The organism is Arenibacter arenosicollis, from assembly GCF_014397245.1.
GTDB classification, from domain to species: domain Bacteria; phylum Bacteroidota; class Bacteroidia; order Flavobacteriales; family Flavobacteriaceae; genus Arenibacter; species Arenibacter arenosicollis.
Genome location: NZ_JACLHY010000001.1, coordinates 637,302 through 654,385, shown reverse-complemented (window position 1 = coordinate 654,385; position 17,084 = coordinate 637,302). Strand labels below are relative to the sequence as shown.

General features: G+C 42.0%; 1 protein-coding gene. It reads left to right on the top strand.

Annotated elements, in window-relative coordinates:
* The first annotated feature begins 163 nt into the window (after nt 1–163).
* Nucleotides 164–17,068 carry a T9SS type B sorting domain-containing protein gene (locus H4O18_RS02635; protein WP_187581537.1) on the top strand — a complete coding sequence of 5,635 codons (16,905 nt, stop codon included), beginning with the start codon at nt 164–166 and terminating at the stop codon, nt 17,066–17,068.
* Nucleotides 17,069–17,084 lie beyond the last annotated feature (16 nt).

Below are 17,084 nucleotides of genomic sequence, written 5' to 3'. Positions count from 1 at the left end.
TATAAAGTGAATATTTGTTATTGAATACCAGGCTTTTGGAAGTTCCCCATGATTTTTCTACATGGAAATCAAAACCACATCCAACATCCTGCTATTTAAAAATAACAAAAGCGCTTTCCATCAAGAGATGGAATGTGCGGGTTTTACTAAACGAATTAGCCGAATGAAATTAACATTCTACTCAAAAATTATACTGACCCTAGTAGTCCTAATGGGGTATGCCGGTATTTCTCAGGAATTCAACAATTTTGAGGTGCGGTACCAGAACAATATTAAAGGAGATTTAACCTTTATCGCCAATAATATCGTTAACAGGGATGGCGGAACTGGTACAACAAGACCAGTGGATGCCTACAATAACCTTAGTACAAATGGGAGTAGCAATAATGAGACCGGTGGCGCCAATAATTATAACGACTACAAGAACATGCAATATATTGATGTGGACAGTGACGCATCAACATTTAGTTCCAGTAGTGCAACTCTAAGCTATCCTTCTCCGGACTGTAATCAGATTCGGTATGCGGGACTCTACTGGTCCGCAACTTACCCAAGTGCCCAAGGTGGACAAAGTCTTGGTACAGGACGCCAAAATGATTTTAACAAAGTTAAACTAAAAGTGCCGGGGGGTACCTATGTTGATATTACGGCCAATGAAATTCTTTATGATGGTTTTACCAGCACAGATGCCTCCATGAGGGCCAATAGTCCCTATGCTTGTTACGCCGATGTAACCACTTTATTATCCGGATTAGCCAACCCACAAGGTTTATATACTATTGCCAATGTTAGATCTGTCACAGGGACCGGTACTTCCGGCGGTGCATCAGCTGGCTGGACCTTAGTAATTGTTTATGAAAACCCAACGATATCCGGAAAGTTGATTACAACCTTTGACGGTTTTGCAAGGGTAAGAGGAGCAGATCCACAAGTGGATATAAACTATGCTGGTTTTAAGACTATACCTTCTGGTCCTGTTAAGGCGAACATAGGTGTAGCAGCCCTTGAAGGGGATTTTAGGATCAGTGGAGATCAATTGAGCATTAAAGCTGCAAGCAAGGCGACTTTTACACAGTTGAGCAATGCCACCAATCCTGTGGACAATTTCTTTAATAGCAATATAACCAAAAACGGCGCTGTAGTTACCACTAGAAACCCAAATAGCACAAATACATTAGGATACGACACAGATTTATTCTTTTTAGACAACCCTGCAAATGCTACTTTGCCCAACTCAGAAACTTCGGCAACGTTTCGTTTTACCTCAACAGGGGACCAATACTATCCTTTTTTCAATTCTTTCAATGTAGAGATCATTGAGCCAGAAATAGAGATAACCAAAAATGTCGAGGATGTTGCCGGTAACGATATTTCCAATGCCGATGTGACCTTGGGTCAGGAAATGTACTATATTTTAAAGTTCCAAAACATTGGTAATGATAATGCATTAAACTTTACCCTAAAAGATGCATTGCCTACTAATGTTGATTTTCTACCAGCTGGTTTGGTGCTACCAGCCCCTATAAATGGAAAATCCATTACCTACAATTACAATTCAAGTGACCACGAAGTGGTATTTACCATTCCCAAGGAATTCGTGGAAAAGGGGGACCCACGATATACCATCAAATTAAAAGTTCGAGTAGTTCCTGATTGCTACCGCTTAAGGGATGCCTGTTCCAATATAATTCAAAACACTGCATACGCCACGTATAGCGGTGAATTCAACAATAATGTAATCACAGACGATCCAAGTGTATCCAAATTTGACAATTGTGGGTATGCAGTACCAGGTGCAACCAACTTCCTGGTGAACCTGGAAGACTGTGATTTCACTAGAGAGCAATATTTATGTGGTAGTACAGCTACATTGACGGCAGGTACTGGGTTTGACACCTATGAATGGAAGGATCAAAATGGTGCCATAGTTGGTAACACACAAAGTATAGTGGTAACCAATTTAGGCACATACACGGTAACTAAAACAGCTCCTGCACCTTGTTTGAGCTTTGATGAGGTTATTGAGGTAGTACCTTTTACCAACAGCGTACCTAATCCGGTTATCCCTTATGCGGATGAAGTGGCCACCTGTTCCAATGATGGCTCTGCTTTACCTAAAATATTTCTTTGTGGTGCAAATGATGAGCGTTTAATAGAAACTACCTTCACCGATGCCATTTCTTATGCCTGGCAAAAATTGGATGAGGGTAGTTGTTCAGCACCTGCCTCTGATAATTGTGTTACTACGAACGCTTCTTGTGTTTGGAATACCGTAGCTACTACAGAGGACTACACAGCTACTGAAGCGGGAACATTTCGTTTTGTAGTAAGTTATGAAAACGGATGTTCCAACAGGTTCAATTTTAAGGTATATGAAAACATATTAACACCAAATGTCATTAAAAAAGACATTATGTGTAGTCAACCAGGAAATATTACCATTACTAATGTTCCCGGAAGTTATGAGTATAGTCTAGATCAAAATGATTGGAGCGCTTCCAATACTACGGGTGTTTTTGATATAGCTACCCCGGGGTCTTATAGCGTGTACATCAGACAACAAAATGTTCTTACAAACCCATGTATTTTCGAGGTTCAGAGTATTGATGTTTTTCAACGCAACTTTTCTGTTAATGTTACCAAGACAGATCCTTTCTGTGCCAATGGAAAAGGTACCATCAGTATGTCTGTCAATGATGTGGATCCCCAGTATTATTACGAACTAAGACAAGGTGGATCACTGGTCGATTCCTTTGGTCCTTCCGATGATAACAACTATACATTTACCTCTGTAAACGTTGGTGACTATATGGTAACAGCCACAACGGATGATGGATGTTCCTATACCCAAAATGTATCGATTATTTCCTCCTCCAAACTTTCGGCTACTGCGGTGGTGTCACAAAATGTAAGTTGTAAGGAAGGAAACATTCAGGTAAAGGGATCTGGCGGTTCTGGTAAATACTACTATGCTGTTTGGAGTTATATTGATGAAAGCGGTGTGGGAGGTCCTTTGTATAGCGATGTGAACGATATACCCGCTTCGGCATACCAAACCAGTGTTATCTTTGACGTTAAGATAGGGGAACAGGGATCTTACCAATATGTAGTCTTGGATGAAAACAACTGTGTTGCCATTTCCAATACTGCTGTCATTACTTTGGAAGAGGAAGCAGATTACAATATAACAAATACAGACGAGACTTGTTTTAATGCAAATGATGGAAGTATAAGAGTTGATCTAATCAATAGCAATGGCTTCAACGTGGAATACAGTTTGGATGGTATAACTTTCACAAGTCAAAAAAATTATTACAACTTGGCCCCTGGAGATTACACCCTCTATGTAAGGCTGAAAAAGGGGAAAAATGGTTGTGATTATGATTATCCAATCACTATTAATCCAGCCGCGGAAATTACAGCAACGGCTGCCTTAACACAGACTTATACGTGCTTACAAAATGGGGTGATTACTTTTTCCGGAGCAACAGGCGGCTCTGGTAGTTACCAATACAGTTTGGACGGGGTTACCTTTGGTGCCACAACTACGTATTCCAATTTAACCAATGGCACTTATTCTCCAGCTATTAGGGATACCAACAACCCTGGCTGTATTATTTCATTGCCTCAAATTGTCATTGCACCATTGACACCGCCAACAGATTTAAGTTTTAGTGCTTCCCAAATAACTTGTGCAGTGCCAACTTCAAATGTTTCATTGAGCACCACCGGAGGTAAAGGGGTGTTGACTTACAGAATGACAAGTCCAAGCGTAAAAAATCCGGATACTACCAATGGAGTAACGGCAACTTTCAATGCATTGGCAGTTGGTACTTATACATTTGAAGTTACTGACGAGAATAATTGTATCTACACTGAGAACTATACCATAAATGATATTACCTATATAACCGTTAATGGAGCATTAAATAGGAATGTAAGTTGTTTTGGTGGTAACGATGGCGCCATAGATTTCAGTGTTGCCGGATTTGGAACTTCCTATCAGTACACCATTAATGGGGGAGCGGCCGTTACTGGCCAGTCATCACCGACCATTAATCTTACTGGTCTAACTGCAGGAGACTATACCATTCAAGTTACGGATGAGGCTACGGCTTGTACCGCTACCAATACAATAACCGTAAATCAGCCTGCGGCAGCACTTGGCTTTACTTTTAATGTTACACCCCTTACTTGTGTGGCCAATGGATCTGTTTCCATTACTGCTTCCAATGGTTGGGGTGGGTATTCTTACCAGCTCACACAACCAGATGCTAGTGTGCTTGGTCCAAAACCAGGAAATGTGTTTTCTGGACTAACCCAAACAGGTACGTACACAATTAGTGTTACCGATGCAGGCGGTTGTAACATAACCAATACATTCAATATCAGCGCACCAGTTAATCCAACAGTTACCTTGGATCCGACTACAGATCTTTGTTATGTGCCCGGAACAGGCGTTAGCCTAACGGCCAATGCTTCTGGGGGGATAGCTCCTTATACCTATAGTCTGAATGGTGCCCCAGCTCAAAACGGAAACGTCTTCACCAGCCTTACTCCTGGATCATATTCAGTGGTAGTCCGGGATGCCTATGGTTGTACCACAACATCCAATACAGTTGTAATTAATGCACAACTAACGGTCTCCTCGGTTTTGACCAAGGAATTGGACTGTAGTATTTCGCCAGATGCAGTAATTGATATTACTATAAATAATGGCTACCCAGGATATACCTACCAAATTAATGGTGGTACAAGTAACCCCGTCATTGGAAATACCATTTCATATACGACCCCAACCGACGGTTCTTTTTCCTTTTCAATATCAGATAGCGAAGGTTGTACAGCCCAAACAACGGTGGTCATTGATGCAATATCAAACCCAGTGGCTACTCACAATGCTATTGATCCAGACTGTGATGGCGCTACCAATGGTAGTATTGAAATAGTTATAGATGGCAATTTTGGAACATCGGCATATCAAGTAGATTTTAATGGGATGGGTCTTTCTTCACAAACCTTATACACTGGCTTGGGAGCAGGAACCTATACTTATATTGTTGAGGATAGTAAAGGATGTACGTATAGCGATAGTGTTACCTTAACCACCCCTAACCCTATTGCGGCAGACGCCGTATTAACACAGTCATATACCTGTTTACAGAATGGTACCATACAAGCTCATAATGTAACTGGAGGAACGGCCCCTTACACCTTTAGTATTGATGGCGTTACTTTTGGATTATCGGATACTTTTGCCAACTTAACGGATGGTACTTATACCATTACCGTAAAAGATGCCAGTGGATGTACTTTTGTAACCAATTCGGTAGCTATACCTGCATTGGATCCACTTACGGACATTACCTTTAGCGCAACCCCTCCAAATTGTCCCACTCAGACGTCCGATGTAACCCTCGCGGTTACTGGCGGAACAGGAGCAATTACATACGAAATGACGGCACCAGCCGTACTAAATAATGGTAATAACAATGTCTTTTTGGGACTTGCACCGGATACCTATACCTTTTTAGTCACCGATTCCAATGGTTGTTCATATTCTGAAACATTCACCATTGCACCCGTTAATCCAATAACCGTTGTAGGGGCTTTGGTAAGCAATGTTACCTGCAAGGGAGCTGCTGACGGCGTGATATCTTTTGACACTTCTGGCTTTTCCACAACCTATCAGTATACGGTAAACGGGGCCGCTCCTATAACTAATCAATCAGCTGGAACTACCTCCATTAATGGATTAATTGCGGGAAATTACACTATTGTAGTAACGGATGAGACCACTGGCTGTACTGATACCACCACCATAACCGTAAATGAACCTGCAGCACCTTTGGTAATTGATGCAGTGGCAGTAACAGATCCAAGTTGTTCCCCAAGTGGAGCCGTTCCAGGATCAGTGAACATTAGTGTTTCCGGAGGATGGGGCGGTTATACTTACCAAATTACCGACCCAAGCGGGACAATTACATCCAATACTACGGGTGTCTTTGGTGGGCTTTTGGACACTTCTGCTCCTTACAATGTTGATATTACCGATGTGAATGGGTGTACCGTCTCCACATCCTTTACCTTAAACCCCGCCATAGCGCCTGACTTGGCCATAAGTGCCAACAACCTTTGTTATGATGCCGCAGTTGGTTTAACCATAACTGCTTCTGTAAGCTCAGGTGGACAAGCACCATTTCAATATAGAATCAACGGTGGTGCCTACCAGTCCAACAACGTTTTTAGCGGATTGGCACCTGGGACCTATACCGTAGACGTTATAGACAATAAGAACTGTACCGATACTGAATCTATTACGGTCAACCCTACCTTAACCGTTAATGCAAATTTGGTAAAGGATATGGATTGTAGTATAACTCCAGATGCTCAAATTAGTGTTTCCATTGCAAACGGCACAGCTGCATATTCTTACGAAGTGTTTTTGGATGGGGCTATTTTTCAGGCTAGCGCCGCTGTTCCAGGAACACCGTTTACCTATACAACATCAACTACCGGGTCTTATGAATTTAGGATTACCGATGGTTCGGGTTGTACCGTAACTTCCAATCAAATTATTGTAAGCAGCAATACACCACCTACAGCGACACCAGTAGTAACTGACCCAAATTGTGCAGGATCTGCAGATGGTTCAGTAAACTTGAACGTAACTGGAGGAACACCACCATATCAAGTGATATTTAACGGTAGTCCTGCAACCACACAAACTACCTATTCTGGTTTAACGGCTGGTAATTATAACTACACAATTACAGATGCCAAGGGATGTCAAATAACAGGTTCGGTGACCCTTACAGATCCTCCTGTATTGACAACTACAACAACCGTTTCCCAAGATTATACCTGTACTACCGGTTCTGCTACAATTACAGTAACCAGTACAAATGGAGGTACCGCTCCTTATCAATACAGTATTGACGGGGTAAATTTTGGAGCTTCCACTACGTTTTCGGGGTTAATGGCCGGCACCTATACTATTTCGGCAAGGGATGCAAAAGGTTGTATCGCAACGAGTACCCAAACCATTGCTCCATTAAACGCACCTTCAGACCTTTCATTTTCCCCATCGGCATTGACCTGTCCGGCCATTCTTAGTAATGTTACCGTGAATGTAACTGATGGTAATGGACCTTTTATCTATCAGATTGTGGCTCCTTTACTTAAGGCTACAAATAATGGCAATAATTCAACGTTCGTAGGGTTGACACCTGGAACATATACTTTTGAAGTTACGGATGCCAAGGGATGTACTATTCGAAAAAACTATACCATCAATACTATCCCCAAGGTAAGCGTATTGTACCAATTGGTGAAAAATGTGACCTGTAAAGGGGATACTGATGGAGAGTTTGCCTTTACCACAAGTGACTTTGTATCGACCTTCAGTTATACCGTTAAAAATAGCTCGGGAGTTACGGTACAATTTGAAAATAATATATCTACGACTACACCTATTTCGGTACCTAATCTCCCAGCGGGCATCTATAGCGTAAATGTTACGGATGATACCACTACTTGTACAGCTTCTGCTCCGGCACTGATAAGCGAACCAATTAGTCCCTTAGATTTCACCTATACAAATACCGATGTAACCTGCACAAACAATGCAGCGATTACGGTGAACGCTACAGGTGGATGGGGTTCGTATCAATATCAATTAATGGATGCCACAAGTACGGCTACCATAGTGCCTTACCAAGGGAACAGGGTTTTCAGTAATGTTTCGGCCGGCGATTATACCATTTATGTAATGGACGCCAATGGCTGTATTGTAAACAAGCCTATTTCCATTGCTCCTGCATCTATTCCCAGTTTAAGTTTGGATTCAAGCTCAGATCTATGTTTTGATGATAATGGAGCGCAGATTGTCTTGGATATAACAGGAGGACAAGCTCCTTATAGGTATAGAGTAAACGGAGGTCCTTATCAACTTAGTAATACCTTTTCCGGGATAATTCCTGGAACATATGATTTTGAGGCGACTGATGCCTATAGTTGTACAGCAGCTACATTACAAGTTGTGGTTCCAGCAAGATTGATTTTTGCCAGCGCCGTGGTTACCAAGGACCTTACTTGTTCTGCACCTACCGATGCCGTGATAGATGTTACCGTTAGTGGAGGATATCCACCATATGACCGTTATGAGGTTAGTACCGATGGTGGTGCCACCTTTAACCCTGGAGCTGCTTTAGCAGGTGCAACCTTTAGTTTTAACACCAATGTTGCGGGGGACTATATTTTTAAAGTATACGACGACTCCGGATGTGAGGCTCTTTCTAATCCAATAAAAGTAAATCCGACTGAACAACCAGAATTGACTGTAACGGCAACAGATCCATTATGTAATGGGGACTTCACAGGTACATTGAACGTTACTATTGATACCTCCAAAGGAATTGGACCGTTTACAACAGAAGTAATTGAAATAGGAACACCAACCAATTACGGGAATCAAACAGCTGGTTTACCTGCTGGGGATTATGAAGTTACAATAACCGACAGTAAAGGGTGTAAATCAAACCCCTTTCATATTACAATAGGACAACCAGATCCAATAGTCTATGATTATTCGGTAACTCCGATTCGATGTGACGTAGGAGGAGTTACTCCAGGGAGCATCACAGTTGAAAACCTTACAGGAGGCACTGCAGAATACACTTATTATCTAACAGGAAACAATGGATTTTCAGATTCCTATGCAACAACTTCTGGCGGAGAAGACTATACATTTACGATTTTGGAATTCGGTATTTACGAAATTGATGTAGTAGACGCCAATGGATGTTCATTGAGTAAAACAGATATTATTGCCTCCCCACCGGATGATTTGGATATAGATGTTTCTGCTATCACGGCTGACTGCTCTGTAGGTGGAACCGCGGTTGTTACCGTTTCTTCTGCAGCAGGCAGCGGTAATTATGAGTTTGGTATATTGGATACCTACACTTCCCCTTACGCCAGTGTTTACCAACCTGCAGACGGGGGAACTCCGGATACTACGACTTTCACTGGTTTAACACCAGGGGTAACCTATACCTTTGTTGTACACGACCTTACCAATAACTGTTATTATTTTGAATCCGCAGCTTCCCCTATAGATTCCCCTTCGGGTTTAACCTATACTTGGGATGCAACTACCAACGTTAGTTGCAAAGGTGCAGCGGATGGTGCCATATCTTTTACCTTCGATAACTACGATGGAGGTGCTACAAGTGTTTCATATGAAATATTCAATTCCCAATCCAACGCGTCCACAGGCATTACAGGAGCTTCCGGTCCACTTCCCCATCCAGGTCCAGTGAGCGTTACCGATTTAGGCCCATTGGCACCTGGAATTTACTATGTGCTTTTCAAAGAAGTAGGTGGCGCATATAATGATTGTTCAGTAGGAACTGAGAATTTCACCATTGATGAATCCTCTGTTTTATTGGAACTTACAGCTAATTCTGTAAAAGATGACAACTGCTTATCAAATGAAGGTATTATAACTGGAACAGCGAAATACGGTACTTCACCTTATTTATATCAATTCCTAACCCCTGCGGATGCACCGCCAACGGCGACCAGCCCAGGTTGGATTTCACAGAATTACGCCAATGTAGAATATGGTGATTATATTGTGTACGTAAAGGATGCCAATAACTGTATTCAATCAGCCGCTGTAACCAATAATTTGGAACCGGAATCTACTATTTCCATAGCCTTGACAACGGCTTGCGCCAATGAAGGAGCTTTCGAAATTATAGTAACCTTGGATAATGATGGGGTCGCGCCGTATTTCATGAGCGTGGATGGCGGAAGTTTGGAACCGGTAAACCTATCCGTTTCTGGAGATACTGTTTTAATCCCTAACCTTTCATCTGGAACCCATACCGTGAGGGTAGTGGATTCCAGTGGATGTGGGGAAGCGGCCGAATCCATTACCATTCATCCTCCACTATTCGCAAATGCAAGGATAACTGCTGAAGAGCAATGTGACCCTGCCAATAGTGCTGAGGTTACCATTCTTACGGATGGTGGATCCAATGATTTTACATTTACCCAAACCAGTCCAGCAGGACCTGCACAAGTAAATAACGCAGTATTTACTGGGTTGACGAGCGGCACCTATGATTTTGATATCGTCGATAACATAACTGGTTGTAGCAAGAGTGTTTCTATAACCATTGATGCCCCTACCAACCCAACATTTACATTATCTGCAACAGATGTAAGTTGTTTTGGCGGAAACGATGGAACCATAACTGTGACCCTAGATGCAGGAAATACAGACAATCCATATATATATAGTTTGGACGGGGGTACCACTACCCAAAACTCCAACGTATTTGCTGGGTTGACCCAAGGAAACTATACCGTTACCGTTATTTCTGATAAAGGGTGTACGTATGACGAGACCATCACAATTAATGAGCCATCACTATTGGCAATCGCGGCCTCTGCCACTGATTATACCTGTGATGACAATGCCAGTACAGTAACCGTAAGCATTACAAATGATGGCACAGGTAACCCTTCTGGAACTGCTCCTTATTTGTATAGTTATAACGGAGGATCGTTCCAATCCGATAATACTTATATGGTAGCTTATGGATCTCCAAATGTAAATATTATCGTTAAGGATGATAATGGCTGTACAGTTTCAACCTCTGTAGCCATTCCTGCAAAACAAAAAGTAACAGCGACTATTACACAACATCAAGCCATTAATTGTACCAATGGTCAGGAAATCATAGAAATTGTTCCTGCAGATGGATCTGGGAATTATACTTATACTGAACTGCCAAGTGGTAATGTAGTAGCGGACCCAACCAATATAATACTAACCGCTCCTGGCAATTATGTTTTTGAGGTACTGGATACAACCACAAATTGTTCCGTAATTGTAGAACACAATGTGGCGCCATATGACCTTATAACGATAACAGCTTCTTTGGTAAAAGATGCTACCTGTAGCGATAGCTCCGATGGGGAGATGCAAGTTAATATTTCCGGCTATATAGGCACATTTGATTATCGAGTCTTGGATAATTTAGGGAACCCAGTGGCTGGTGCATTTGGAAGTTCAGATGCTATTTCAGATCCTTTTAATTATGTAATACCACAGACATTACCAGCGGGTATGTACACCGTTGAGGTAACAGAAACACAAACTCCTTTCTGTGACGATGTGTCCAATTCGGTGACCATAGATGCTCCGGAAGAAGTGGTTGTGGTTGAGGTAAGCAATACCCCTGACAACTGTAATGAAGATGCTATTGTTGTGGTGCAGGCCAGTGGAGGATCCGGACCTTATACCTATGCGTATGTATTGGATGGTGCAGCTATCCCAGGAGCTTTTCCAGAGGATGAAACGCTAAACTTGGACTTTAGTCTAGGTGCAAATTGGGATGTATATGCCCAGGATTCCAATGGATGTATTTCCCAAGTCTTGGATATTACCATCACCGAAGATACAAGACCAGATATTTCCTTGGCGATTGTTGATGAATGTGAGGATGAGGGTAGTTTCTCGGTAGAAGTGAGTTTGGATGCTGTCAATACTGGCGTAGCTCCATATAGAATTAGAATTGTTGGTAATGCTTTCCAAAATATAGCATCATTCCCATATATATTCAGCAATCTTTCTTCTGGATCATACAATATAGAAGTGCTGGATGCCAATGGTTGTGGTGAAACTGAATCGATTACCATTAACCCTGAATTGGAATTTAGTGCTACGGTAAATTCCCAACCTACTTGTACTGCCAACGACGGGGTTATCGACTTTGCCGTAACAGGAGGATCTGGAGTTAATACGGTAGAATTGTTCGAAGCGGATGGAATTACTACAACAGGGATTGCTCCTGCTGGAAACCAATTTACAGGAGTGGCATTTGGAACCTATGTGGTTCGTGTTACAGACAATTCCTTAGGAAATCCTACCAATTGTACCAAAGAAATACAGCTTACTTTAGAAGAACCATCACCAGTAACCTTACAGGTGACCCAAAAATCCGATATTAGTTGTTTTGGTGCAGCCGATGGTACCATAAAGGTTAGCTTGGTTACTCCAAGTGCTGGAGTCAATGATAATCCACCATATACCTTTACTATAGACAATGGCGTGGATCCTGCAATTACCCAAAGTAATGGGTTCTTCTCAGGCTTGAACCCAGGGAATTATGTAATTACCGTAACTTCCAACAGAAACTGCGTGGCTACGGACAACATATCAATTGTTGAACCAGCACAACTTGTTGCCTCCATTAACAATGTGGTAGATTTTGCTTGTGATGCAAACAATACTGCACAAACAGCTTCTTTTGATATTACGGCCGATGCAACAACAGGTACTGGACCATACTTTTTCAGTATAGACGGAGGTGCCTATTTTGAAGGAACCGGAGTCTCTAAAAATGTATATACCTATGTGACCAATACCGCAGGCAATTTTACGGTAAATGTAAAGGACAATAATGGTTGTTCCATTATAACACCTTTGTCACAAACTATAGACCCTTTACCTGTGATAACATTGAGTACCACCCTGTTAACGGCAATTACGTGCGATAATACGGGAGAAATTATTAGGGTAAATGTTAGTGGTGAATCCACTCCGTCTAACCTTACCTTTGAGATATTGGGCTATGGAATTATTCAAAATAATGTAGCGGATATAAGCCTTCCCAATCCAGGAACGTACACTATTAAGGTGACCGATAATGGTACAGCTTGTTTTAAAACCATTGAGTATACAGTGGCCCCTTATGACACAATAGATGTAGTTGCTACAGCATTGAAGTCCGTAACTTGTTTTGGGGACAGTGATGGGGAAATGGGTATCGAAATCACAGGATACCTAGGGACTTTCAATTATGAAGTCTTTGACACTGCAGGAACGACTACTGGAATTATAGGGTCGGGTGACACATCTGTTTCTACTACCCTTACCATTACTGGATTATCTGCAGGAAACTTCTATATAGTGGTTGAGGCCTTGGGCACACCATTTTGCGATGAACAATCAAATGCTGTAACCATTGGATCTCCAAATGCCGCTATAAGCATTATAGAAACCAACAATGTTAACGCCAATTGTAACATTGGGGCACAGGTGAGCGTAAAAGCCGCCGGTGGAACTCCAGAGTATACTTATGCATTTATGACATCAGGAAATGTCCCTGCACCAGGCAATTACACGGCTAGTGCAAGCGCAACCTTAAACCCAGCGGCTTACCCTACAAACTACGATGTTTACGTACAGGATTCCAAGGGATGTTTCACCTTCATTACCGTAACGGTCAATGAAGATCCATTGCCAACGGTCTCTGTACCAGCCTACGCTGACGATCAGTGTACTTCCAATGGAACATCATATATCTTTACAGCAACCGGTACTGGAATAGCACCATTGCAATACAGTGTAGGTAACGGATTCCAATCCAGTGCAATCCTTACCGTTTCTGCCCCAGGTACATATACCGTATCCGTAAGGGACGCCAATGGCTGTATTGCAACAACACCAATGGTAATATTACCACCTTTGGGAGCAACGCCTATGGCTACTTCACAACCTTCTTGTGGAGCCAGTGATGGAGAAGTTACTGTTATAGCAGCAGGAGGTTCAGGAAATTATCTTTATGAACTACAAGATGAATTCGGAGCCCAAATGGTTGCACCACAAGCCTCTAATCTTTTTGCTGGTTTGGCACCTGGTAATTATATTACCGTACTTCATGATAATGGAGGTTCTGGATGTAATACCCAAGCACCGGTTTCTTTGGAAATACCAACGCCAGTAGTATTTACATATACTCAGGAAAATGTGTCTTGTAATGGAGGAGCAGACGGATCCTTTGAGGTTATCCTTGATACTTCCAATAATAATCCTCCTTACACCTATACCATTTTTGATGGTACTACCACGACCACCCAAAACAGTAATTTATTTACAGGGTTGGACGCTGGATCATATGATATTACAGTTACTTCAGATAGGAACTGTTTGGATACCCAAACCGTAACCATAACGGAACCAGCAATTGTTACCGTAACAACAACAAATACCGAGTTCGCCTGTAACCCAAATAATACAGTCGCACAGGCTATCATTACGGCAACGGGAGCCAATGGTACAGCTCCGTATACGTACAGTATCAATGGGGTAAATTTTGTAAACTCCAATACCTTTGCCATAACGGACACTGGAGCTGTACAAAATATCACAGTAACCGTTAAGGATGATAATGGATGTACCAATGATACAGTTGTTACAATTAATCCACTACCAAAAATTTCGACTGTTAATTTTACACAACAAACAGCCATTACCTGTATCAATGATGAAACAGTTCGCTTAACAGTTAACGGAGGATCTGGAGATTTCACATTTGATCTCTTGCCCATGGGAACCGCTATGGTTTCACCAGGAGCTGGAGTGCAAACCGCGGACTTCAATCTTACAGCTGTTGGGGACTATGTGTTCAGGGTGACAGATAACGCGACTGGTTGTTATTTTACAACCACACCTTATACCATTGCGCCTTTTGATATTATCGAAGCTGTAGCAACACCTACAAAACCGGTTACCTGTTTTGGAGACACTGATGGAGCCTTGTCCTTACAGATAAATAATTATGGAGGATCATATACATATCAAGTATTTAGGTCCAATGGTACGGCAGTCACCGGTGTGGTTGCTTCAAACACCTCAACGAACCCAATAAATATTACTGGGTTACCTGCAGGCAACTATTATGTAAACGTAATCGCTACCGGCACACCGTTCTGTGACGCGCTTACAAATACCATAAAAATTGCATCACCAAATACCGCACTTAATTTAGTTACGGATATTTCGACAGAAATTACATGTTCGGATCCTGGACAAATTACTGCCAATGCATTTGGTGGATGGGGTACCTACACTTATGCCATAAAACAAGGCACACCACCTCTTGCGGGAGATTTTACTGCCAATAATGTTTTTGGAGGGCTTACAGCAGGAACTTATGAGATATATGTTAGGGATTTGAATGGATGTGAGGTTTTCTCAACAGAAACATTGGTACAACCAGTACAGATCAGTGCTACTGCCTCTGCCACGGCTACTATTATGTGTGAAGGGGATTTTGGTGGTTCCATTACAACTACCGTTACTGGAGGAGGAAGACCTGCTATTGACCCAACAGCTAGGTACAATTATATTCTAAACCATATAGATCTGGGAATTTCATCAGGACCACAAACGTCCAACATATTTGCTAATTTGGCAGCTGGAAATTATTCGGTGACGGTTACTGATGGCTGGAACTGTGATTTTATTACGGCAACTGTAGTTATCAACGAACCTTCAAAAGTGCTTGCTTCCTTAGCCATTACTAAATTAAATACATGTACCGTAGGTGCCGATCTTAGATTAACGGGCAACGGAGGCACCTCTCCATACAGTTATAGCACCACTTCTTCAGGAGTGTTTACTTCTATGGTTGGGAATACAGCAACATTGACCAATATAGCCGTCGGTACTTACCAATACTTTATCAAAGACGCCAATGGATGTATTTCAGCAGTATCCAACACTGTAACCGTTGATGCTATTCCTGAATTAAAAATAACTGCAGATGCCACTGTAAATGTTGGCTGCTATGGCGAGTCTACAGGTCTCATCAAAGTTAAGGCTGTAGGCGGACTTGGAGGTTATTCCTATACCTTATTGGCACAAGATCAAACAACAATAGTGAGAGGACCACAGAAATCAACCACCTTCAATAACTTAGTGGCAGGAACCTATTATATCCAAGTTAACAGTCAAGATTGTATGGATAGGGAACAAGTGGTCATTACAGAAGGAAATATATTGACGGCTAATACGCCCATCGTCAACAATCCACTTTGTTCCGATGATTTTGGTAGTATAGAAGTTGGTTTGGTAGGCGGTACTGGTACATATCAGTATGCCATTTCTCCCAACCTGAACCAGTTCAGCTCCAAAAATATATTTACGGAATTGTTACCTGGAACCTATACTATTATTGCACAGGATTCCAATGGTTGTGAGCCATTCATATTCGACTTGGAGATTGTAGCGCCTCTTCCATTGGAAGTTACCACTACCATGGTACAATCTGAAATATGTACTGGTAGCCAGGATGGTTCTATAGTAATAGATATAACAGGGGGAACAGCACCATACAGCGCTGCTTTCAACTCTAATGGTCCATCCGATTTTGTGCCTGGCCAAACATCGTTCAGCAATTTGGCAGCAGGGACCTACGTAATATTTGTAAAAGACAGTCAAGGGTGTGAGACCAACATCATTGTTGAGATAGAGGAGGGTGTTAATCTAAACGCGGAAATAGAGCCTGTATATGAATGTACAGGAGCTACCCCCGAGGCCTCAATTATCCTTACTTTACATGATGCTTCAGTTTCAGAAGATGTGTTGTACGCTTTGGATTCAACAGATCCAGCAGACATGGTTTTGAATCCCAACTTTACCAATATCGCTCCTGGGAACCACTACATTGCCATAGCCCATGCCAATGGTTGTGTATTGACCATAGATTTTGAAATAGATAACTTTGAACCCCTGGTTCTTACCTTGGAACAAAATAACATCAACGAAATAGCGGCTGTAGCCACTGGAGGTCAAAAAGAGTACACTTTCTATTTTAATGATAAGGACAACGGATCTGACAATACCCATTACATTAAAGAAACAAAAACCCATACGGTAAGGGTTGTAGATGAGAATGGATGTGAGGCCACGGCAGAAATATTCATGGAGTTCATTGACATAGAAATTCCCAATTTCTTTACTCCGGACGGTGATGGTAAAAATGATTTCTGGAGACCTGCAAACCAAGAAGGGTTCCCAAAAATACTAACTATAGTATTTGACCGTTATGGTAGGGAGGTTTACAGAATGGGTATGAATGACCAAGGATGGGACGGACTTTACCACAGTACAGAGCTTCCGACCGGGGATTATTGGTACGTCATAAAACTTAAAGGAGAGGAAGATGACAGGGAATTTGTTGGACATTTCACCCTTTATAGATGAAGAACTTAACCAAATA

Bases quoted from the DNA above. Each gene is read 5' to 3' on its own strand.
- H4O18_RS02635 (WP_187581537.1), top strand. From the start codon at position 164: ATGAAATTAACATTCTACTCAAAAATTATACTGACCCTAGTAGTCCTA.